The 21,577-nt window shown below is 45.2% G+C and carries 29 protein-coding genes and 1 pseudogene; 9 read left to right on the top strand and 21 right to left on the bottom strand.

Features of this window, described 5'->3' with window-relative positions; genetic code table 11:
- From VFW36_RS05105 to cobA, 3 genes and pseudogenes are all read left to right on the top strand, one after another.
- A pseudogene (locus tag VFW36_RS05105) lies at positions 1-820 on the top strand (nitrite/sulfite reductase); the annotation flags it as partial.
- The gene (locus tag VFW36_RS05100; protein WP_329657732.1) at positions 792-2,099 is read left to right on the top strand and encodes an aminotransferase class V-fold PLP-dependent enzyme; all 1,308 of its coding nucleotides are present in this window, start codon (positions 792-794) and stop codon (positions 2,097-2,099) included. The pseudogene VFW36_RS05105 and the gene VFW36_RS05100, both read left to right, overlap by 29 nt.
- Positions 2,096-2,905 (top strand): uroporphyrinogen-III C-methyltransferase, encoded by an 810-nt coding sequence (gene cobA, locus VFW36_RS05095; RefSeq protein ID WP_329657731.1) that lies wholly within the window; start codon positions 2,096-2,098, stop codon positions 2,903-2,905. The genes VFW36_RS05100 and cobA overlap by 4 nt, the downstream gene beginning before the upstream one ends.
- Here cobA and VFW36_RS05090 read toward each other — a convergent pair.
- From VFW36_RS05090 to VFW36_RS05060, 7 genes are all read right to left on the bottom strand, one after another.
- Positions 2,898-3,311 (bottom strand): Rrf2 family transcriptional regulator, encoded by a 414-nt coding sequence (locus VFW36_RS05090; protein ID WP_329657730.1) that lies wholly within the window; start codon positions 3,309-3,311, stop codon positions 2,898-2,900. The genes cobA and VFW36_RS05090 overlap by 8 nt on opposite strands.
- A gap of 82 nt (positions 3,312-3,393) precedes the next feature.
- On the bottom strand, positions 3,394-4,581 hold the full coding sequence (locus VFW36_RS05085; RefSeq protein ID WP_329657729.1) for a hypothetical protein: 1,188 nt from the start codon (positions 4,579-4,581) through the stop codon (positions 3,394-3,396).
- 119 nt (positions 4,582-4,700) lie between these two features.
- A complete protein-coding gene (locus tag VFW36_RS05080) occupies positions 4,701-5,471 on the bottom strand; it encodes a polysaccharide deacetylase family protein (protein WP_329657728.1) in 771 nt (256 codons plus the stop codon).
- A gap of 6 nt (positions 5,472-5,477) precedes the next feature.
- Entirely contained in the window at positions 5,478-6,482 is a 1,005-nt protein-coding gene (locus VFW36_RS05075) for a M48 family metallopeptidase (RefSeq protein WP_329657727.1), read from the bottom strand.
- On the bottom strand, positions 6,479-7,522 hold the full coding sequence (locus VFW36_RS05070) for a YjgN family protein (RefSeq protein ID WP_329657726.1): 1,044 nt from the start codon (positions 7,520-7,522) through the stop codon (positions 6,479-6,481). The genes VFW36_RS05075 and VFW36_RS05070 overlap by 4 nt, the downstream gene beginning before the upstream one ends.
- A gap of 73 nt (positions 7,523-7,595) precedes the next feature.
- Entirely contained in the window at positions 7,596-8,846 is a 1,251-nt protein-coding gene (locus tag VFW36_RS05065) for an NAD(P)/FAD-dependent oxidoreductase (protein WP_329657725.1), read from the bottom strand.
- Between the two features lie 39 nt (positions 8,847-8,885).
- Positions 8,886-9,098: a hypothetical protein gene (locus tag VFW36_RS05060; protein WP_329657724.1), complete on the bottom strand. Its 213-nt coding sequence runs from the start codon at positions 9,096-9,098 to the stop codon at positions 8,886-8,888.
- Between the two features lie 85 nt (positions 9,099-9,183).
- Here VFW36_RS05060 and VFW36_RS05055 point away from each other — a divergent pair, with 85 nt between their 5' ends.
- Positions 9,184-10,593, top strand: coding sequence for an SDR family oxidoreductase (locus tag VFW36_RS05055; protein ID WP_329657723.1), 1,410 nt, complete (start codon positions 9,184-9,186; stop codon positions 10,591-10,593).
- Here VFW36_RS05055 and VFW36_RS05050 read toward each other — a convergent pair.
- From VFW36_RS05050 to VFW36_RS05040, 3 genes are read right to left on the bottom strand one after another with little or no spacing between them, the layout of a single operon-like run.
- A complete protein-coding gene (locus VFW36_RS05050; RefSeq protein WP_329657722.1) occupies positions 10,590-10,868 on the bottom strand; it encodes a peptidylprolyl isomerase in 279 nt (92 codons plus the stop codon). The genes VFW36_RS05055 and VFW36_RS05050 overlap by 4 nt on opposite strands.
- A gap of 27 nt (positions 10,869-10,895) precedes the next feature.
- Complete coding sequence (locus VFW36_RS05045) at positions 10,896-11,540, bottom strand: GNAT family N-acetyltransferase (protein ID WP_329657721.1); 645 nt, start codon at positions 11,538-11,540, stop codon at positions 10,896-10,898.
- A complete protein-coding gene (locus VFW36_RS05040) occupies positions 11,540-12,454 on the bottom strand; it encodes a DUF234 domain-containing protein (protein WP_329657720.1) in 915 nt (304 codons plus the stop codon). The genes VFW36_RS05045 and VFW36_RS05040 overlap by 1 nt, the downstream gene beginning before the upstream one ends.
- Before the next feature lie 66 nt (positions 12,455-12,520).
- Between VFW36_RS05040 and VFW36_RS05035 the strand changes: the two genes are divergently transcribed.
- Positions 12,521-13,891, top strand: a complete 1,371-nt coding sequence (locus VFW36_RS05035) for a phospholipase D-like domain-containing protein (RefSeq protein ID WP_329657719.1) — start codon at positions 12,521-12,523, stop codon at positions 13,889-13,891.
- Positions 13,892-13,903: 12 nt separating this feature from the next.
- Positions 13,904-14,644 (top strand): endonuclease/exonuclease/phosphatase family protein, encoded by a 741-nt coding sequence (locus VFW36_RS05030; protein WP_329657718.1) that lies wholly within the window; start codon positions 13,904-13,906, stop codon positions 14,642-14,644.
- Here VFW36_RS05030 and VFW36_RS05025 read toward each other — a convergent pair.
- Both VFW36_RS05025 and VFW36_RS05020 read right to left on the bottom strand, forming a co-directional pair.
- Complete coding sequence (locus VFW36_RS05025; RefSeq protein WP_329657717.1) at positions 14,631-14,876, bottom strand: hypothetical protein; 246 nt, start codon at positions 14,874-14,876, stop codon at positions 14,631-14,633. The genes VFW36_RS05030 and VFW36_RS05025 overlap by 14 nt on opposite strands.
- A 172-nt stretch (positions 14,877-15,048) precedes the next feature.
- On the bottom strand, positions 15,049-15,186 hold the full coding sequence (locus VFW36_RS05020) for a hypothetical protein (protein WP_329657716.1): 138 nt from the start codon (positions 15,184-15,186) through the stop codon (positions 15,049-15,051).
- A 223-nt stretch (positions 15,187-15,409) separates the two neighbouring features.
- Here VFW36_RS05020 and VFW36_RS05015 point away from each other — a divergent pair, with 223 nt between their 5' ends.
- Positions 15,410-15,829: a hypothetical protein gene (locus VFW36_RS05015; protein ID WP_329657715.1), complete on the top strand. Its 420-nt coding sequence runs from the start codon at positions 15,410-15,412 to the stop codon at positions 15,827-15,829.
- Between the two features lie 11 nt (positions 15,830-15,840).
- Here the strand turns inward: VFW36_RS05015 and VFW36_RS05010 are convergent, their stop codons facing one another.
- The 3 genes from VFW36_RS05010 to VFW36_RS05000 are packed head-to-tail and all read right to left on the bottom strand — an operon-like array spanning position 15,841 to position 17,330.
- A complete protein-coding gene (locus tag VFW36_RS05010) occupies positions 15,841-16,095 on the bottom strand; it encodes a hypothetical protein (RefSeq protein ID WP_329657714.1) in 255 nt (84 codons plus the stop codon).
- Position 16,096: 1 nt separating this feature from the next.
- A complete protein-coding gene (locus VFW36_RS05005) occupies positions 16,097-16,927 on the bottom strand; it encodes a DNA/RNA non-specific endonuclease (protein ID WP_329657713.1) in 831 nt (276 codons plus the stop codon).
- Between the two features lie 49 nt (positions 16,928-16,976).
- The gene (locus VFW36_RS05000; protein ID WP_329657712.1) at positions 16,977-17,330 is read right to left on the bottom strand and encodes a 4-fold beta flower protein; all 354 of its coding nucleotides are present in this window, start codon (positions 17,328-17,330) and stop codon (positions 16,977-16,979) included.
- A 225-nt stretch (positions 17,331-17,555) separates the two neighbouring features.
- On the opposite strand from VFW36_RS05000, the gene VFW36_RS04995 reads away from it, so the two are divergent.
- Positions 17,556-17,909 (top strand): hypothetical protein, encoded by a 354-nt coding sequence (locus VFW36_RS04995; protein WP_329657711.1) that lies wholly within the window; start codon positions 17,556-17,558, stop codon positions 17,907-17,909.
- Between the two features lie 87 nt (positions 17,910-17,996).
- Here the strand turns inward: VFW36_RS04995 and VFW36_RS04990 are convergent, their stop codons facing one another.
- From VFW36_RS04990 to VFW36_RS04980, 3 genes are all read right to left on the bottom strand, one after another.
- Entirely contained in the window at positions 17,997-18,599 is a 603-nt protein-coding gene (locus VFW36_RS04990) for a hypothetical protein (RefSeq protein ID WP_329657710.1), read from the bottom strand.
- Between the two features lie 21 nt (positions 18,600-18,620).
- Complete coding sequence (locus VFW36_RS04985) at positions 18,621-19,232, bottom strand: hypothetical protein (RefSeq protein WP_329657709.1); 612 nt, start codon at positions 19,230-19,232, stop codon at positions 18,621-18,623.
- A 108-nt stretch (positions 19,233-19,340) separates the two neighbouring features.
- Positions 19,341-19,763 carry a MarR family winged helix-turn-helix transcriptional regulator gene (locus VFW36_RS04980; RefSeq protein WP_329657708.1) on the bottom strand — a complete coding sequence of 141 codons (423 nt, stop codon included), beginning with the start codon at positions 19,761-19,763 and terminating at the stop codon, positions 19,341-19,343.
- 65 nt (positions 19,764-19,828) lie between these two features.
- Between VFW36_RS04980 and VFW36_RS04975 the strand changes: the two genes are divergently transcribed.
- On the top strand, positions 19,829-20,131 hold the full coding sequence (locus VFW36_RS04975) for a monooxygenase (protein WP_329657707.1): 303 nt from the start codon (positions 19,829-19,831) through the stop codon (positions 20,129-20,131).
- Between the two features lie 50 nt (positions 20,132-20,181).
- Here VFW36_RS04975 and VFW36_RS04970 read toward each other — a convergent pair whose 3' ends face one another.
- From VFW36_RS04970 to VFW36_RS04960, 3 genes are all read right to left on the bottom strand, one after another.
- A complete protein-coding gene (locus VFW36_RS04970) occupies positions 20,182-20,337 on the bottom strand; it encodes a hypothetical protein (RefSeq protein ID WP_329657706.1) in 156 nt (51 codons plus the stop codon).
- Positions 20,338-20,439: 102 nt separating this feature from the next.
- Positions 20,440-20,901 (bottom strand): hypothetical protein, encoded by a 462-nt coding sequence (locus VFW36_RS04965; RefSeq protein WP_329657705.1) that lies wholly within the window; start codon positions 20,899-20,901, stop codon positions 20,440-20,442.
- A gap of 8 nt (positions 20,902-20,909) precedes the next feature.
- Positions 20,910-21,386: a hypothetical protein gene (locus VFW36_RS04960; RefSeq protein WP_329657704.1), complete on the bottom strand. Its 477-nt coding sequence runs from the start codon at positions 21,384-21,386 to the stop codon at positions 20,910-20,912.
- Between the last annotated feature and the right edge of the window lie 191 nt (positions 21,387-21,577).

Genomic DNA, 21,577 nt, shown 5'->3' with positions numbered 1-21,577 from the left:
GCGTGATAATCGCTCAAAAGCCCGTTTAGGACATTTGATAGAGGATTGGGGTGTAGAGAAATTTGTTGAAGAGTTGGAAAACGTCTCCAACGTTACGCTGGAGAGATACGACTCGGCACCTTTTACTCCGTATCCGCGACGCAGTCATTTTGGTGTCGCATCTTCTGTGCGCAAGGGGTACAACACCATCGGTTGTGCTCTAACCAGCGGACGGATTAGCGGGGAGAAGCTCTTGAAGCTCGGACGGATTCTCGATTTTTATAAAGCGGATGGGATTACCCTCACCGCGACGCAGAATTTTGTAATTTTGAATGTCCATACGGACGTGACCGAAGCGATGATCGATACCTTGAATGCAGTCGGGTTTCATCCGTATCCGTCTGTTTTTGAAGCACGGACACTGGCGTGTACGGGACTCAATTTTTGTAAATTTGCGGTGAGCGAAACCAAAGATTTGGCGATCGAGGTCGTAAAGTATCTCAATGCTAAGTTTAGCGATTTCGATGAACCGGTCAGCATCAGTATAAACGGCTGTCCGAACTCGTGCGCCCATCCTCATATCGTTGATCTTGGGTTTGTGGGTGCGATCGTGAAACGAGACGATGAACGCCACAAAGGGTTTGATCTCATCGTCGGTGGTCATTTAGAGGGTGAGTCAAGCCGTTTTGCACTGAAAACGGGGGTCAAGGTGACGAGTGATGAGGTAGCGCCTCTGATTGAATCGCTGATTAGTGATTTTGAAGCAAGCGATAGCCGAAACTTCGGACATTTTTTATTGGAGAAATACGATCATGAATCAATTATTTCGTCCGCTCCTTGAAAAGGGAGATAAGCTTGAACAGATAGCTCGCAATACGATCGGAGTGCATAAAAAAACGTACTTCGATTTTACCGCGTCGGGTTTGGCGTATGAGCCGATCGAAGAGCGGATACATGAGGTTCTTGAAACGTATGCGAATACCCACTCCAAAGAGGCCTCAATGGCAGCTCGGACGGATCAGCATTATCGTCAGGCGAGAGAGCACCTAAAATCGCTTTTGGGGTTGGATGAAGAGTTCGCCCTTATGCCTTGCGGATGCGGGGCTACAGGAGCGGTCAAACGGCTTCAGGAGATATTGGGACTCTATATCCCGCCTGCAACTCGGGCGAGGTATCTGGCATTGCCGATCAGCAATGAGCTTCCGTTGGTAATTATCGGACCGTATGAACACCATTCCAATGATATCAGCTACCGTGAAGCGCTTTGTGAAACGGTTCGGATCGGATTGAATACCAAAGGGTTGGTTGATCTCGAACAGCTTGAGTCTATTCTCAAAGAGAATGCTCATCGAGAGATTATCGGGACGTTTTGTATCGCTTCGAACGTAACGGGGACGATCACTCCCTACGAGGAGATTTCGGCAATTTTACGACGACATGGTGCGATAGTCTGTTTTGACGCGGCGGCATCATCGCCGTATCTCAATATACCGTGCGAGTTGTATGACGCGATGTTCTATTCTCCCCATAAACTTTTGGGCGGACCGGGGTCATGCGGATTATTGGCGATACGCAAAGATTTATGTGATGCAGATGCCAAGCCGACATTTGCAGGGGGCGGAACGGTTCGCTATGTGAGCCGAACCAGCCATTTCTTCATCGAAGAAGTCGAAGATCGTGAAGATGCCGGAACACCTGGGATTTTACAGCTTATCCGAGCTGCATTGGCATACCAGCTTCGCAATGAGCTGGGATTTGATTGGATCGCTTCACGTAAAAAAAACTTGTATTCGCGTTTTATAGAGGGGTTGAGAGAGATTGAGGGATCAACGTGTTACGGATGCCGCAAGGCTGAGAATATCGGGATTGTTTCGTTTAATATCAAACATATCGACCCCTATGCATTGTGTGAGATTTTGTCCGAGTCGGACGGGTTTCAGACACGGGCAGGGTGTTCGTGTGCCGGACCGTACGGACACGACTTGTTAGGATTGGAGGATGATACCCCGTTCCAAACGCGACCGGGATGGTTGCGGATTAGTATCCATTACTCGCAGGAAATCAGTGATATTGATGCGCTGTTGGAGGCTATTAGAAAATCGATAAAGAGGCTAGAATGACAAAAATTATTCATAAAAATTCAGCCGAATTCACTCACTCGTTTTCGGCGAGAAAAGGAAAAGTATATCTCGTAGGTTGCGGTCTTGGGGATGTAGAACAGTTGACGCTCAAAGCCTATCGGATCATCCGTGAAGCTCAGATCGTTTTATATGATCATCTGATCACGGATGAGATTTTGGCATTGATTCCGCAGGAGAGTCGTAAAATTTATGTGGGGAAACCTCAAAAAAGTCATACGATCAGTCAGGATCGGATCAATGCACTGATCGTCGATTACGCCTCTCAAGGCTACAGTGTCGCACGATTGAAAAGCGGTGATCCCTATATATTCGGGCGCGGTGCGGAAGAGGCTCTTTATTTGGGCGAGCGAGGATACGAAGTTGAAGTCGTAGCGGGTATCTCTTCATCGATTTCAGGACCGGCATGTGCAGGAATCCCACCGACCGCGCGAGGGTATGCTTCGAGTTTTTCGGTGGTATCGGCTCATTTGAAAGAGGATAAGTTTAATTCCGATTGGCTGGCACTTCTCAAAATTCCTAATCATACGACGGTGGTATTGATGGGGCTTGGTTTGGCGAGTATTATTCGCCGAGAGGCGCTAAAAGCGGGAGTGCCAAAAACGTTTCCGGTCGCTATCGTCTCCAATGCCTCTCGTCCTGAACAAGAGAGCATTGTTACCACACTGGACGGATTGACCAAAGCGGCTAAAACACTTGAAGGTCCAGCCGTCATCATTTTCGGAGATGTGGTCAAACTTCACGGAAAGTTGCCTGAGTTTGTATCCCAAGCGGTCGAAATCAGATAAAGTACATCGATTGTTGGTTCAGGGCATTTCCCTGATCGACAAGATCTTGAAGACTCTCGTGAAAAACACTTTTCATCTCTTCTCTCACACGTCCCCAATACAGATGCAAGATCGGCTGTAGCCCTTCATCCGCAGGGGTACAAAGTTCCCCCTCCAACGTAAAAAGGATCTCATAGACATGAATTTGTGCAGGTGCTTTGGCAAGCAAATAGCCTCCGCCCGCTCCGCGGATACTCTGAATCAGCCCCTCTTTGCGCAACGTAGCAAGAATTTGTTCTAGATAGTTTGGGGGAATGTGGGCTTTTTCCGCAATATCACGGATTTGAAGGTGCCCTTGTCCGTAGTGGAGAGCCAACTCATACATGGCGGCAAGGCCATAACTGCCTTTTGTCGAAATTCCTGCCAATTTCTGCTCCTATAGGGTATAGTTGAGATATTGTAATGGAGTTAGCGTTAATACTCCATTAAGGACATCGATTTAGAAGAGATTATTCACTCTCTTTCGGCGATTTGAATGATTTCACATCGATGCGGCGGGGAGCACGTTTCGCTGCCGCAGGAGCTTCTGCGGGCTTTCGATCTTGATAAGGCTTTTTATCCCCAAACGGTTTCTTGTCTCCGTAAGGTTTTTTATCCCCATAGGCTTTCTTTTCCCCGAATGCCGGTTTATCCCCGTAAGGCTTTTTCTCTCCAAAGGGTTTTTTACCGTCTTTATCGTACGGTTTTTTCTCTCCGAAAGCGGGTTTATCTCCGTATGGTTTCTTATCACCAAACGGTTTTTTATCACCGTAAGGCTTTTTATCCCCAAAAGCGGGTTTGTCCCCGTAAGGCTTTTTGTCTCCATACGGCTTTTTCTCGCCATAAGGTTTTCTCTCTCCTTCGGGCTTTCGCTCATCGGAACTTTTTGCTTTGTCTCCGAAGAATTTCGGTTTACTGCTGTAAGGGGTTCTAGCCGCTTTTTCAGCATCTGAACGCGGTGTACCGTCGATATAGTGATTTCGCTCGCGGGTTTTTCCCTCGAAGATAGGTTTTCCGTTTTCATCTTTACCGACAAAACGAGGTTTGCTGTTATGCTGTTTTTTGGCAGTGAAACCATCGTCTTCTCCGCGTGCAGGGCGTCGATCACTACGCGGTGCATCGTCACGTTTACGCTCAGGACGGGTGTCACGAACCGGTTTTTTGTCACGGTTTCTAGGGTCTGCAGCATCACGAGCTTCGCGCTCTGCACGGCGAGCTTTGGCTTCGGCTTTTTGTTGGTTGTCTACGGCGATACCGAAATCGGGTTCAAACCCATTGACTACCTCTTGGACAATGGTGCGTCCGTTGAGAAGTTCGATAGGGTAGAGCCGTTTTTGGTCTTCCGCATCGAGGGTGATAAGGGCATATTCGCTTGCACGTGCGTATCGTGACATATAGAGAATCGCTTTTTCAGGGAGATCGTAGCTGATGAGCACTTCACAGCGTAAATCAGCTGCTTTTGCTAACTCAGCATCGCTGAGGACGGTGATGTTGTTTCCTGCGAAGAGGTTTGTGAGCTCTTCGGAATCATTGGAGGTGACGATCAGAATTTTTTTACCGGCATTGCGTTCGATCAAAAAATGGACAAGCTCATTTTTTCGAGGACGGTTACACGGATGGATACGGTGGTTTTGGCGTTTGATGGGTGTCGATGACATAAAAAGTCCTTGGGTACATAGGCCTCATAAAGAGGGGGGATAAGCGATCAAAAAAGAAGTCTCTAACGCGTGATCGAGAGCGCGAATGGTAAAGGTATTATAGCGTAAAGATCCCTAATTTATCGGTAAGGTTTAATCCCCAATAATTCATCCAGAGGGAGAAAGGTATATCCCATCTCAGTGAGTTTTTCGATAACCCTCGGGAGTGCGGCGACACTGGTCGGATTGCGGTGCATCAGGATAATATCGCCGTTGCGAATGTTCGCGACAACATTATCGACGACGGCATCGGGGTCTTTGAGCGTCCAGTCGAGCGAATCGAGCGACCACAGTACCGTGGTAAGCCCGTGAGCATTGAGCGCATTGACGACGAGCGGATTGATCGAACCATAGGGCGGGCGATAGAGGATCGGGTAGTGTCCGGTGATGCTCTCTATTCGTGTTGCGGCTTGATCCAATTGTGAAATGACACCGCTCTCATCGAGATTGCTCAATCGGGGATGGTTGAGCGTATGATTGAGGACAAGATGCCCCTCTCTATAGGCTCTTTTAACTACGGTGACATTGGCATCCACCATAGTTCCGCCGATCATAAAAAAGGCCCCCTTAACCTGATGATCTTTGAGAATGTCGAGGAGTTTATAGGTATTGTTCTCATCGGGTGCATCATCAAACGTGAGGGCGATATTTTTTTTCGTCGTATCAGCGTTGACGATGACGTTTTGGTACTCACCCGATTTGATCGGATCAACAGTTTTGGTTCTCCAGTTGTCCAAAAATTGGCTCATGTTGGCATCCACAAGCGGGGAGGCTCCGCGAATGTCATAAACAAGATTGCTATTAGCAAGCACCGCAGCAGAGAAAATGATAAAGAGGAAAAGTTTTTTCATGCACAATTATAGCTTCAAAAACGGTTTTATCCTCTCACGAGAATCGGGATGGCTCGAAAAGAGGGTGGTTGAGGTGCTATTGGATTCGGGATCGATACGCAGGAGAATATCGGCAAAACGATGCGGCGGAATGTGTGCTTTTCGTAGGGCATTTAGGGCGAAGCTGTCCGCTTCGTCTTCCATATCACGAGAATAGCCTTGTTGCAGTAATATGGCAGGAATCCCGGCCGCAAGATCGGAATAGTTGCTGATGTCACCGGTGATCATCACTAAAACGACTCCCGAACCGATGGATTGGAACATCATGCGCAGAATATGTTTGTGTTTGATATGTCCGAGTTCGTGAGCCAAGACGGCTATGATCTCTTCATCATTTTTGGATTTATCGATCAGCTGGTCGGTGATGACGAGTTGATTACCGGGGAGGGCAAAGGCATTGGCTCCGATGGTTTTGCTGTTACGAAATAAAAGTTCATACGGAGGGCACTCTTGCGTTGAACATAGGGTTTTTAGCTCTTCGGTAAGTTTTTTTTGACGGTTTGGATGTAGCGTCGATGGATCGAGATAGAGTTCATCAAGAGTATGGAGCGTCTCACTAGCGACTTTTGCCTCGGCACCCTCCGGAAATACCGTCGCAGCGTGTTGTGCGAGTGCGGGAAGTCCCCAACGTAATACGGAGGCGATAATCGCTATCGTGAGGATTAGGGCACTTGCGGCATAGAGCAGTTTGTTTTCGAGATGGCGGGCGAGATTTTCGGGTGTGGAATGGTTGAGTTGGAGTTCCAATTTTCGGATGGCATCTCTGTCACTGCTGTGGATCTCCGCATCATCCGCTAAACGGATAATACTCCGAGCGCTTCCGACCGTAGGATCGATCGTGATGGTTGATAGGGGAATATCAAAACTGACATCGGAATATTTGAGTGTCAGTATCGTCTCATAGACGGTGATAATCGACGGGTAGGCTCGGGAGCTTTTCCCGTCATAATATTCCCCTACAAACTCGATCATGCGATGCCGATGTCCATATCGAACAGATCGGAAATTTCGGCTCCGACCGCGCTCATACTCTCCCGTGCTTGTGTTGCAAAAGAGGCTAAATCATCTGAAATAACTACTAAATGCTCTGATCGGTAACGTGCGATACGAACCGCCGCAAACGGGATAAAAAGACCGAAGGTAATAGCGATCAGGATTAGATTGGAGATAAAAATCCAGACCAAATCACGCGCCCGTTGAGTCGAATGAAAACGGACATTTTTTAATACGAGGTGATTGTAATAGAGGTTGGCTTTGCGCGCTTGGATAAACGCGACGAGGATCGGAATCATGAGGTAAAATGAGATGACTCCGATAATAATCAATGAGGTGATTGACGCGATAACAAACTCTTTAGGCATCCCCATCGCGGAGAGTTGGTAAGCACTATAGGCACTGTAGGCAAAAAATCCTATCGGAATCAGCAACAACGCTAACGCACTCAGATAGACGCCCCAAAACGGTTTTAAGCTCCCCTCATAGGTCGTCGGCGTCTCTCCGTATACATAATTTGAGGCTAAAAATCGGACTTGACGATACGCGGTATAGGGGAGTGCCAGACCGAGACTAAGCATCGAGACGACGGGGAGGAGTAGATAGACGAGCGCCGCTTCGCCGACACTTCCGGTAAAGTTGAACTTTAATCCGCGATACGCACTTTGGCGTGCAGCAAATCGCAATGCCATGACGATGATCCACGGTGATGCGATCATAATGGCGAGCATGATCAGAGCGGCAATTGCCGGTGCAAAGGAACTGGTGATCGAATAGATGATCAAAAGAGCGGCGGCGATGAGTCGCCCTTTGAGAATTTGCATCGGGGTAGCCAAATATGAAAACGGAGAGTTGTCGAGCAGAGTATGTCCGTAAAACCATCGGTTAGTTCGTACTTTTGCCCATGCGGAGTAAATTCCCAGGGTGATAATAGTGAGGGCTATATTCACGATCCAAATACGGAAATATTCGCCTCCGGTTCCGGTAAAAACAAAGGGGTAATTTTTGGTGTTATTCATCTAGCGCCTTTGAGCAAGTGGTATTGAAGCGAACATGATACAATTAATTTAGTTATTTTACATAATATTAAAACTATTTTTTTAACTCTCCCGCCAAATATCCGCTCGCAAAGCTCCATTGCAGATTGTATCCGCCGCACGGACCGTCCAAGTCCATCACCTCCCCGCAAAAATAGAGCCCTTTGAGAATTTTGCTCTCCATCGTATCGGGGGAGATCTCTTTGAGCGACACTCCGCCTCGGGTGATCATCGCCATTTTGAACCCGTCATGTCCGATCACGCTCAGCGGTGTCCATGCGAGGAGTTTGATGAGGGCATCGCGTGCCATCCCCTCTAACTTGTTAAACCCGCTGTCTGGGTCAGCTTGAGCGAGGGAACACAGTGCACGGCAAAGGGGTTCTGGGAGGAGGGTCATCATATGGGTGAGTACGGATTGCTCAGGGTTTCGATCGATTTCTCGCTTGATATGGGCACGGAGCTGTTCTTCGTTGAGCCCTTTGGTCATGTTTATGAGGAGCGGAACCGAGCCGTGTTTTTCGATCAGAGGGGTGATCTCACGGGCGACATCGAGGACGACGGGACCTCGGATACCGTTTTGGGTAAAGATCAGATCACCATGCGCGCGGATACCTTTGGCTTTAGGGAGATCGATACGGATCTCCACTTTGGGAATCGTATCGGCGCGGCACTGAGCTACCCACGTCTCCTCTGTACGAAGGGGCATCATCGCAGGATAAAGCTCCGTGATTTTGTGTCCCGCTTTTGAGGCGATACCAAATCCGTCCCCCTCGGCGCCCAACTGAGGATAGCCCAGTCCTCCGGTCGCGAGTATGACATGCGATGCGCTATAGGTATGATCAGAGGTGTTGACCCCGCATACACGCTCACCGTTGTGTTCGAGTCTCTCAACCCGTGCGGAAGCGATCAGTGTCACACCGAGTCGTTCCATCTCCTCTTCGAGGGCGGTGATGATGCTCACAGAGCTGTGCGATACGGGGAAAACGCGGTATCCGTCGGGGGCATGGCTCTCAACACCGATTTCAGCGAAAAAAGCAATTAGGGCTTTATGATCGAGCGCATTGAGGGCAGGGGTCATAAATCGTCCGTTGCGTCCGAAACGAGCCATAAAATCTTCATTGCTGAGGGTGTTGGTGAGGTTACATCGACCGCCCCCCGTTGCTTTGAGTTTGGCGGCGATTTTGGAGAGTTTTTCGAGTAGCAGGACTTTTTTTCCTTGCCGTGCGGCGGTGATAGCGGCCATGATTCCCGCTGCTCCCGCACCGACAACGATGACATCAAAAGAAGTTTCAGAGGAGTTTTGCATACGCCATTATAGCGGTGCGGCACGCTAAAATCCAAATTTTTAAATATCGGTGATACGGACGAGTGTCAGGTATTGTTCGCTCTCTAAAATATTGAGTGATACCCCGAATTTTTGGGAGAGGTGTTTGCGCTGACCTTCGGTGAGCTCTGAGAGATGGATTTTATAGTAATGGTGTCCGCTGTCTGAGCTGACCTGCATATGATACGAATGGATGTCTTCGCTTGAGGGGTCGTAGTGGATATATTTTTGCATAGGTTATCCTTTTTTCTCATCACATAGTGTTTTATTCGAAATGTGCTATATTCTATCCTATAAACCCATACAGAATCGAGAAACCATGCGTATCTTATTAACGGGAGCCGATGGCTATATCGGACGCCGCCTTAAACGTGTACTGATGTCGCAACGCGATGTCTCTCTTCGTCTGATGGTACGTAACCGTGCCAGCCTTTCATCGGATATAAGATCCGATATTGAGGTGGTACAGGCGGATGTTTTGAAAAAAGAGACACTGGACGCCGCATTGGAGGGGATTGATGTCGCCTACTATCTGATCCACGGTCTCGCACGTCCCAATTATCAGGAGTTGGATCGCCAAAGCGCTCAAAACTTTCTGGATGCCGCTATCCGAAACGGTGTAAAGAGCATCATCTATCTCGGCGGATTGGGGGAAAAGAGCAGTGCCAGCGAACACCTACTCAGTCGTATAGAGACGGGTGAGATCCTCAGCTCCCGTCCCGATGCGGTGCGATGTGTGTGGTTTCGTGCCGGAGTGATCATCGGATCGGGGAGTGCCAGTTTTGAGATCATCCGTAATCTGGTTCAAAAGCTCCCGATTATGATTACCCCTCGTTGGGTCAAGAGCCGTATTACTCCGATAGGGGTAGATGATGTCATCGGGTATCTTGATGATGCTAAAACGCTGAGTCTTTCGCACAACGAGATGATTGATATCGGGAGCGAAGCGATGAGCTACGGGGAACTGATGCTTCGCACCGCTTCCGTGATGGGGCTGCACCGTTGGCTGATACCCGTACCGTTGTTGACACCCAAACTCTCTTCGTATTGGCTCACTCTGTTTACTCCCGTCCCCTACAGTGTTGCGAGTTCACTGATCGAGGGGCTTAAAAGCGAAGTGGTGATGACCAACAACCGTGCCGAAGTGTTGTTTGAACGCCGCCCTATCGGATTGGAAGCATCGGTTGCAAAAGCGATCGAGGAGATACGAACGCATCAGATCATCAGCCGTTGGAGTGACAGCGGCGGAGGGGTATGGGAGGTAGATCATGCACGTGATATTGCTGATGCTGTTTTTACCGACCGTCGAATACTCCCTTTGGGGGATAAATCTGCCGAATCGGTGTTCAAAAGTTTTTGTGCGATCGGCGGATCAAACGGGTGGTTCGGGTATGATTGGCTATGGAAAGTGCGCGGCGGGATCGACAAACTCCTCGGAGGTGCGGGGATCAATCGGGGACGTCGAGATTCTGAAACACTGCGGATCGGGGATAGCCTCGATTTTTGGAAAGTGGTCGATTTGGTGGAGAATGAGCGGCTTTTGTTGTACGCGCAAATGAAGCTTCCGGGGTCAGCGTGGCTGGAGTTTAAAATCCATCAGGGGACGTTGATTCAGAGTGCCTATTTTTATCCCGACGGGGTGAGCGGTCGTCTTTACTGGTACATTTTAATACCGTTGCACCATCTCATCTTTGCCAATATGGCAAAGAAAATTTTAGAGAGGGCTTAGCCTCTTGCCGTTACTTCGAGCAAGTGGTAGCCAAATTGGGTTTTGATCGGACCATACAGAACGCCGACATCGCCGGTGAATACCGCTTTGTCAAACTCAGGAACCATTTGACCTGGGCTAAATCGTCCTAAATCTCCCCCTTTGCGTCCTGATGGACATTGGGAATTATCAGCTGCTACTTCGCCAAACGGAGTTCCCTCTTCGATCTGTTTTTTGAGTTCGTTACACTCTGCTTCGGTGCTTACTAAGATATGACGTGCGGTTGCCCATGCCATGAAAATCCTTTTTGTGTTTTTGAAATTCTACACTTCCTTGGCTTTTAGAATGTGCAATTGGTTCAAAACGTAGTTTTCTCCGAGTTTGACAATGTCGGCCTGATAGATCAAGGTTTGTGCAGAAGAGAGGCGGTGCTCGTTCCCCTCGATCTTGGCGTATATTTTAGTCATGTTCGCTCCGATGAGCGTTTTGAGATCATCCTTTTGGATCATCCCGATAATTCCGTCCAACCCATCAACAGGGAGAGGCAGATTGCAATAATAATCACCGATGTCATTCACCCCCCAGTAGATAAATCCCAACAGGGCATAAAAGTCGAGCGATGCCGAAACTGAGGTAAAGGTGATCCGCCGTACATGTTTTTCAGCCGCGTGAGCCAAAATGAGGCGCAACAGCTCGGTCGCATACCCTTTGCGCTGTTCGCTTTGCGGAGTAAATAGGTTGTAGAGGGTGAGGTATTGTCCGTAGCGGTCTATTTTGTAAAAAAGATAGCATAAATGGGCATTGTTCTCATCGCACAGTACACTGCACCCTTGGGCATTCCAGCTGAAATGGCGATCCCACCACGCCAGTGATTGATCGGCGAAACGGGTACTCTCAGCGTCTTGGATAAGAGCGGTGGAGGCGATATAGGCATCTCGATTAAGAGATTCGAGATGATAGGGTTGCATCAGTATTTTTTGTTTGTAGTGACGAGGAGATCTTTTTCGCTCAGATCATCCATGAGAATTTTGAGATTTTTGAGGGTGTAGAGTTTCAGCGTTTCGCTTTTCTCTTTTTTAAATTCGCTGGAGAAGCCGTTTTTGGAAAAAATCACGAAAATATCGGGGCTAAGTTCCACTTTTGCACATTTTTCCTGCAATTTAGAGAGCTCTGATTTGTTCGCTTTGGATTTAGAGTATTTGCACGCTCCCACGATCACTTTGTCCCCTTTGGTTTTCCCCAAAATCTCGATTTCGGTATTTTTGTCCCAGTAGGAGCCGATTTTTGCCACCCAATCCTCTTTGAAACTTTCTTTGACGAGGGCGATCGTCAGTGCTTCATAGACTTGATCGAAAAAGCTCGCTTTGGTGTTTTCCCATTTTGCTTTCATCTCGGTGAAATCCCCCTCTTTGATCCCTTTGTAATACGGTGATACGGCGGAGAACCAGAAGCGCAAAAACGGTGCGGTGAAAATGAGACGCGCAGATACCTCCTCGGTCTCATCGATGGGATCGGCTTGAGAGGCTTGTCGCGAGAGTAAGCCGAATTTGATCAAAAAGGCGGCCGACTCTTCCCCCTCTTTGCGGGTGAGATCGGCGCGTCGGTAAGCGGAGTATTCCCGTCGATCACCCGAAGCTACCGCCGAGAGGAGGGCATGATGTGATTTATTGCTTTGGGTGATTTTGGTCAAATCACCGTGGATGTAGCGGTAGTTTTTGAGCACCTTCTCCTCGATTAACTCTTCGAGAGGTTTGGAGAGATCGACACTGTACCCCATCCCTCCGAATACCGCGAAATACTCGATTGCGCGTTCGATGTCGGTGGCGTTGTTTTGAAAACAAAACGACCTGAATTGTTGAAGGAGGGTTGGATGTTTAGTCATAGAGGGGAAGCCTTGGGTTCTTTTTCAGTATTATATCCTACAGTAGAAACAGCAAAAGGGCGGAGCATGAATTATTTTCTCATTTATGTACTTTTGGTCGTATCGGCACAACTTCTTACCATGCTGCATATGCTCTATTGGCGGAGAAATCACAGCACCATTCTCGCGTGGTCTATGGCGATCTTAATGTTCCCGTTTCCCGCATTTGTCCTCTATTTTATCTTCGGAAACCGAAAAATACGTCAAAAAAGTAAAAAGCGGACATTGCAACTGCATAATCCCCCTCTTTTGGATAAAACAACACTAAACCCGATAGAGAGGGTTCTTTATGCCCACGCTTTGAGCAGGACAACCGAATGCAACGATATTCAGCTCTATTTTGACGGAGTTGAAGTCTATACGGTATTACTGAACGAGATTATGAATGCACAGAGATCGATTTTTATCAGTACCTATATTTTGCAGAACGATTCGACGACACATCTGATTTTGGATGCATTGAGACAAAAAGCGCTGCAAGGGGTCGATGTCAAAGTTTTGTTGGATGCGGTCGGATCGTATGAACTCTATTTCCATCAGTCTCCGCTGAGGGCGTTACGCGATGCAGGGGGGATCGTTGAGTTTTTTATGCCGATTTTAAAACATCCGCTCAAAAACTATATCAACCTGCGCAATCATCGTAAAATTTATCTGTTTGACGAGCGTGTTGTCCTCGCGGGTGGGATGAATCTGGGGAAACGATATTTGGGTTCGGAACCGGTAAAAAAGCGGTGGGTCGATATGATCTTTCGATTGGAAGGGGAGGCTGTTTTTTCGTACCTTGAGATATTTTTTGCCGACTTTGAGTACGCAACGCATCAAAAATGTGTTGCGAGAAACAAAGAACCTCACGGTTGCGGAGAGCATAGGGTTCAAGTCGTCCCTTCCGGTCCCGATATAAGCAGTGACGCTCTTTATGAAGCGTTATTGAACGCAATCCATTCAGCACTAGAGAGGATATGGATTGTCACCCCTTATTTCGTCCCTGATGAGACAATCCTGCGAGCGCTCATCATCGCCAAGCACAAAGGGGTCGATGTTCGATTGATCACGCCGTTGTATTCAGATCATTGGATTAGCGACATAGGTCGCAGCAGCTATATGCGCGAAGCCCAAGAGAACGGCATCGAAGTGATGCTCTATCAGGGGAATATGCTTCACACCAAAGCCGTGTTATTGGATCATTATGCCGTGATGCTCGGATCGGTCAATATTGATAATCGAAGCCTTTTTCTCAACTACGAAGTGGTCAGTTTCGTTTACTCCGAGCCGATTATTGTGCAGATGGAACTTTGGATCAAATCGCTTATGGAGCGTTCGGTTAGCGGGATGAAAAAAGGGTCGAGAAAAAGGGTTATAACGGAGAATTTCATGCGTATCTTTTCACCTCAACTGTAGTGGGAAAACGGTATGATTAAACCCGATACACTGATCCGTAATATCCCTGAACGCAAAGAAGAGAAACGGCTCCCTATGGAGTTTGGTCTTTTATGCTGGAATGTCCATAAAAAGAACCTCGGTTATCGATTTCATCGCTTTTTCGGTGAACTCTGTGATCGTTATAGGATCGATCTTTTAGCTCTCCAAGAGGTTAAAATAGATCCGAACACGGCATCTTCACTTAATGCATATCATTTTTCAATGGCTCCGAATATGCGGTTTTTCAGACGCACTTACGGAGTCCTAAACGGCTCTTTAGTACCGGAATACGATAGTACGGCGCTCCTCTCTACTCATAGAGAAGGGGTGATCCAAACTCGCAAAAGCGCGATCTATTCTACCTATCCGATGGACAACGGTGAGAGTCTTTTGATGGTCAACCTTCATGCGATCAACTTTAGGGGGAGCGATATTTACCGCAAAGAGATCGAAGCCGTTTTCGATGCGATTCGCCACCATCACGGAGCGATGATCGTGACGGGAGATTTCAACAGCTGGAACCAAGAACGGGTAGCCTATCTCATGAAGCTTGTGGGTGCGTTGCAACTTCAGATCGGCGAAATCGAACATCCCCATTTGGTAAAATCGTTTATGAACTGCAGGCTAGATCACATCTTTTATCGGGGGCTGAAATTGATAGAGAGTTGTGCGCTCGATGTCAAAAAGGTATCGGATCATAATGCGCTGTACGCCCGCTTTAGAACCCTTTAGCCGTTTTCTCCGAAGAGCCTAGAACTTTATCCGAGCCTTTTTGAGTAAGAACGACGGTGACACCGTCGGGTTGAATCTCGATGATCCCTTCGTTTTTCAGCTCATCCATCGCGATTTGAAAAGCTCTGTCTTGTTTGGAATCGATCTTTTTCAAGATGGCGCTGATGACATCTTGTTTGCTCATGATGTGACCCGCCGTGGCACGAGAACTTTTGAACCAATTGATAAACATGGCTTTGATCTCATTTTTTTGAGTCGTCTCTATGCTCTCTTTTTTCGGAGGGGCTTTACGTTGAAAATTAGGAGAGGGTTTGGAGTACTCTTTGCGAGGTGCTGGTTTTCTACTATGGACAGGTGCTTTGATGGGGGATCCTTCACGGTCGTTTAATGAACGTATTATAGCCTTAACTAAATAGTTTCACCACCATATAAATGAGCATCCCCTCTGTACTGCCGATGATAAAGCCGTTTGCAATACTGCGCCAAATCGTCGTAATGAAATCTTTAGGGTCATACACCCATGGGTCTAATATGAGATTCATAACGTGCCCCTTTGTTAAAAGTAGCGGTAAATAAATACGTTTTAAATGGTAGTACTGTTTGGCTAAAAAAAATATTTGAAAACAGAATTACATAAATGTAGTCGATAAAAAATTGTTATAAACATAATATGATGTATAAGTAAAATTAAATTGTTAAAAGGGGTTTTGAGGTAAAATAGTGAGATTATTAAACGATAAATATGAATAACTGACGAGGAATACGATGAAAGAATTGAGTGTTGTTGATTTAAAGCTGGCATTTGAACAGGATATAAAAATGGCGCTTTATACCCTCGATCGATACAATATAGAAGCCAATCTGGTATTGGTGGCGTGTGACGATTATGACATCGATAAAGCACATTTGATGGAGAGCGTACGACAAAGCGATATTATCAAAAAGGTAAATGAGCATTACATCGCGGTATTATTTACGTTTGTCGATCATGTGGGTGCGAGATGCGCTTTGGAAAAATTGCTTAATATCTATGCTGAGTACCGTCTCAAAGGGAGTTTGATTATTCTGAGAAAAGGGGAAAGTATCGATGACGTTTGCAATCGATTGCTGGAAGCGAACCATATCATCCACGCAGATCCCGCCAAAAATATGTTCTGCGAGTTTGACTACGCTCTCGCAGAATAGAAACCAACCCCTTAAAAAGGGTTTTCTACACGCTCAGAGGGGATAATCTCTACCTGATCGGGCAAATGTTTATCCCGCTTTAGCGCATCGATGGAGGCATCGATAAGCCGTTTGAGCTTCAAAGCGGCTTCGAGTCCGTGTTTGTCTTTGGTAATATCCAAAGAGCCGTAGATCGAGATACGATCCAAACGATTCTCAACGCTTAGGTTATCGATCTGGAATGAATCCGTTTCGTTTTCGTATGCCATAAAAGGTTGTGAGGGCATTTTAGAACATCCGTTTTAAAAGTTTTTCGATCAAATACATTATATCTTTATTCGTCGTATTGTTGTACGAATTGCCGTGATACCCTTGCGGGTCGGGTAAATCCATCGCATCTTCTTTGGCAGATTGGCTCATCTTGGGAAAGAGCCGCACTCCGCTTTGCTTCTCCAACTCGGCAATGCTGAGTACTTCATAATCGTTACTCGGCGCATTGGTGACGATATAGGCCGCCCCCGCTTGGCGGGCAGGGTCATAGATCGCTTTATAGAGCTTGGTCGGAACCAGTACTCTTCCCCCGATCCGTTTCACCTGCGAGCCGTTGAAAATCACTCCCGTAATAACGTAGAGGGAGCCTTTTTGTTTTGTCAGATGGCGAGTCGCCCCCTCGATAGCCGACCATATTCCCCGATTGTTTTCGCTATTTTGTGGCACCATGTTGGCGAGGGTAAAACACTCATGTTGCGCTTGTTTGTTTCCCATATCGGCTGCGGGGGCTAAGTGACCGCGATCATAGCCTGATCGGGCATAATCGGCGAGTTCGGCACGCTCATCGGTGCTTAACTGTTCTTCGGGATGAAAATCGTTGGTTCGTTTGCTCTTATGGCGCAATCCCTCTTTGGTGAGGTGCTCAGCTGCCCAAAGCGGTGTACGCGAAAGACCTGAGTGCATAATGGCAAAACCGCTGTAACAAAGCTCTTTGGTTTTGATCTGGAGCTTGGGGTTTAGGATGTCGGGAGCTTCGTTCGTGTAATAAAGCCCCTCGCACTGCGTCGGGGCGCTATAAAGTGCGGTTGTGAGTAGAAAAGAACTGAGTAAAGGGAGAAATAATTTCATGAAAGGATTTTACCATGATTTTTGTTCTCCTAATGACGTCGATCCTTGTTTAGCCGTCTAAAAACGCTTCCCATTTCAACGGGTTCCAATGATAGGATGCCTGAGAAATTTGAGACGGTGTTTGGGGGATAGGGGTGGCCGGTGGGATAGTGAGTGTCGGCGGAGTCGGGGCTATACCGGGGATCGGGAGCATCGGATCTGCGGAAGCATCATCCATATAGGCGATACATTGTCCCCTTTTGTCACGTAAAATTCCTTTGTAAACAATACCGAGATGTCGAGAGTCGAAGGTGAAAATATTGCCATCACGTATAAATGCTCTGTAGCAGTTTTTACGGTCATATATGACGCCGTTATAAAGCCATCCGATGGTTCGACCATGGCGGTTAAATATTGGTTTCATCGCTGTTTCTCCTTTACCGGTTTTTTTATGAGGGAATAAATTGTAGCAGAGTTTTTTTTAAATGTAAAATAAAATCTATTATTTTTAAACATTTATTATTTGTATTTTAGTCAAACTAATTTGCCTCTGTTTGTTTAAATCCGTTAAAGTTATAATATACATAATATTCACAGATAATTAACATTAGCTTCGATACAATTTCAAAAATTATATCCGGATGTTCTTATGCTCTTTTATTTGGCGCTTTTTTTGGCATTTTTATATTTTAAAATTGCCCGTGTTCACCGTAAAGAGGAAAAATCCTCTCGAATGCTTTTGGCTCAACATTGGGTTGTAGGATTGGCTATCTTAGCCATTTTGAGATACGGCGGGCTGTATGTTTCGTGGTATGTGTTTATACCTTTGCTATTTCTCTTCGCGACCATAGCATCGTTGATGGTTACCGCCATTCAACTGGGGATTTTTGTGGATGGAAAACCTCTTTTTGGATTGACTCAAGCGTATAAGTATGTTCCATTTTTAGGTTTGAGTATTATCGTCTTTTCTGCATTTTTGTGGGGATGTCGATGGATGTTTTGACTTATTTCGGTTTATTTGTCTAAGAAAGGTTATTGTGAATATAGATGGGGAATAAATGATAAAGGAAGAAAAAAAGTAGCTTATTTTCTATATTTTAGGAACGCTACTGTTTAGCTCAATCATTTTATCCTCATTTAGACGATATAAAATATCCCTATACATTTGTCCATTTCTCCAATCAAAGTAACCATAATAACGTCCCGAATCGGATTCATTCGCATCCCATATCATCTTCTTGCTATTAGTATCAAAAATTTTGGCTTCAAATTGAAAAAAAACGTTATAGTTGCCATATGAAGATACCCATTTTCCTTTGACATGGCGTAGCCATAATACATGTGCCCAATTTTTTTGTTCTTCATTCGGAATCAAGGTTAATGGATGAATCGAATTGTTCAAAACGGGCATTACGAAAATAAGTTTTGAATGTATTCCATTATCTGACATAACTTGAACAAAATTTTCACTAGCTGCTTTATTCATATTAATGTTATAAGTGAATAAAGCAGAATTTATACTAAGATTATCGCCATTCTTTGGTGAAAAAAATGGTTGTTCAATAACAACTAACATGTCTTTGAGTGGTTGTTGAGGTTTTTCAATAACTATAGATTTATTATAAGCTGGTGCACATCCAGAAAACCCAATACTTATTAAAGAGGTTAAAATGAAAAGAGTGAGTTTATTCACACGTATTCCTTTACATTTGATTTAAAAAAAGAATTTTGTGTATTCTGATGGTTGCCCTCTAGCAGAAATTGACATACCACCTTTGTATTTATATACATATGAAAATTTTTGTTCATCAAACTCCCCTTTTTTTAGGAACCCTGCATGGTAATAGAACTTATGAGGGGCATCATTCGCAAATAAATAAGCGATTACAAATGCATTACCTTTTTCATTCACCATGAGAGCGGTTGCTGTTCCGGTAGTTGCCAGTTGTTTAGATAAATCTGTACGGAGTTTTATAATCTCGTCTTTGTCCATATCCGGAAAGTCAATGGTTTTATCAAAAACGTTTAACGGCAATATAGGATTTTTATTTTCAGACATAGGAATGCAGTAAATTTTCCCTTTTGTTATTGCTAAGTATGGTTTTGATTTATCTGCAGGCATTATGACTGATATTTTGTCTTTTTCTGGCTCTTTAAGAGATTGTTCACCTATTGTAGGAATACATTCTTTCGAAAATTCATAGGCATTTTTATCATCAAAAGGGATAGACAAAAAATCACTTCGGATCTCATCTTGCGCATAGAGCATTTGAATCGGGATAACAATAGTAAAAAGACTTGCTATCAATAATTTTTTTTTATTCATAAACATTTCCTATTCGGGATGATATTTATGATTTTAGCAGAATATTATTTGATTTTTGTGATTTTTAACGTAAATGAATATAAAAATGTTTTAATATTTTTATCTTAGTCACTTCTTATGGTTCAGATGGGCAACAACTTTATATTGGTACTCCATATACTCTTGCAGCCCCTTTTCCCCTAAAAGATCGGAGAGCTCTTGCTGGGTATTTTCGATAAATACCGTCGCACGTTTCATCAACTCCATCCCTTTGGCGGTTAATAGAACCGCTTTCTCTTTTTTATTCTCTCCTGCTGCGAGTGTAATATACCCCAACGTTTCAAGTTTCGTCAGATTCTTATGCATCGCCTGTCGCGTATAGCCGATCTTGGACGCAAGGGAGCTGGATGTGATCCCTTTATACTCGTCGATATAGGGAAAAAGGACGATCAGCGCATTGCTTAGTCCATCAAATCCTTGCGATGATAGTTCATCTAATATGAGCTGATTAAATATTTTACTGGTCTCTAACGATAAAAAGCAGATTGACATTGTAAACCTAGTTGACAAATTTGTTTTGTTGGAATATTATTGCATAAAAACCCAAGGAATATAACATGAGATACCTTCTTCAAGTCGATTTTCCGCATAATGGACCGTTCGGTGATGAATTGAGCGGGGCAATGAGTGATTTGGCAAAAGACATTGCAAACGAAAAAGGGCTTATTTCCAAACTATGGACGGAAAACGAAGCAACCAAAGAGGCAGGGGGGATTTATTTGTTTGATAATGCTGAAGATGCGGCGCGATATTTGACAAAACATACCGAACGTTTGGAAGCATTCGGATACAGCAACATACGAGGCAAAATCTTCGCGGTGAATGAAGCGTTGAGTGCGTTGTCGATTCCGACTAAGTGAGTTGTAACAGTTTGTATTCTCACTCAGGAGAGTGAGAACGCGAGGAAATACTATTCCGTTTTTGCTTTGACGGATGTTGCACCTTCGTTTGCTTCACCCTTTGACCACGTGGTTGCATTGGAAGTATCTTCTTTCATCCCTTTCCAAGTAGCCGAACATCCTGTGCAGAGTAGTAATGCGGTAGCGATAAGTAGTGTGCGTTTCATTGGTGACCCCTTTTTACGAATAAGTTAAAATCATTGTATCATTTAAAATAACATATAATGTTAATTATTGTAATTAAAAGTGGGAAGGAAGAAAATCTTGGTTTAATGGACGGTAAATTTCTGTCTCGTCACTATTCCCCAATAAGGATCATCATAGCTCTCTTCGGTAAAATCCGTCTCGATAGAGTTGAGCGTATTCCGCCAAAATACGGTGGCGTACTCAGCCCCCTGAATCTGTTTGATCTCCCACTCTCCGGGGTAGTTTTTCCAAATAGCGTGGGCAAACTCCATTCCGATACCGTTTTTTCTAAAACGAGGTACAACGTAAAACTCACACACCTCGTAGGCTTCAGCCTCTTTGCAACGGATCGCGGCGATTCCGGCAGGGGTATTGTCGATTTGGAGTAAAAAGCCTAATGTATCGTCTCCTAGATGGGTATCGAGTTCGAACAGACCCGAGTCATTCGGTTTCTTACCCGTGATCGGTGAAAACTCGGCTTCGTAGGATTGTATGAGATTGTGATAGATAGGGGAATTGGTTTCGGTAACAGGGGTGATTTTCATAAATATGTTTAGGCATAAAAATCAAGATGCGACGATAACATAGGATAGTTTTCCATCCAGTCGATCTGGTGTGATAAAAATGCCATAGTAGGTGCATTACCTGATTCGTACGTTTCCGTTTTGACATAAGATTTACTCTTGTCGAAGGCATCATCAATAATCTCTGAAAGACGTTTAACAAGTTTTTCTCCGCTAAAGCCATCTAATTGCCCTGAATTATAAGCTTGTTGAACCGCTTGGTTTCCAATGGAATTATTACTACCGAAGGCTACAGTGCCGTTTTTCCATAAAACTCCGATAATAGAATCTCCTGAATAATAAACGGTATGCGCTTGAGTACGACCTTGACGTTCTAAGGCTTGCGCACGATCTTCAGCCGATGGTTCTCGAATAGATTCTAAAATTGTTTCTAAAGGTTTTTTATCTATTTGAATTCGAGGGGCTTCTAAAGGGATCATAGCCGAAATCGGGTAGTTTTGCATCATGATTTCTCCTTGTTTTTAATAAACAAGCACAAAATATTCCACGATATTACGTAACCCCTATATTCGAAGCGTATGGGATCAGTCTCTCTCTATATACATTCAGGAGTACGGGAACGAGAGATGAATATATTATGCATATCCTATAGACTATTAATCCAAATTTAGAGGAGCAATCTATGGCAGTTCTAATT

Source organism: Sulfuricurvum sp., from assembly GCF_036279695.1.
Lineage (GTDB): Bacteria > Campylobacterota > Campylobacteria > Campylobacterales > Sulfurimonadaceae > Sulfuricurvum.
Note: the sequence above shows the minus strand (reverse complement) of the source record. Positions and strands in the feature narration are given on the sequence as shown.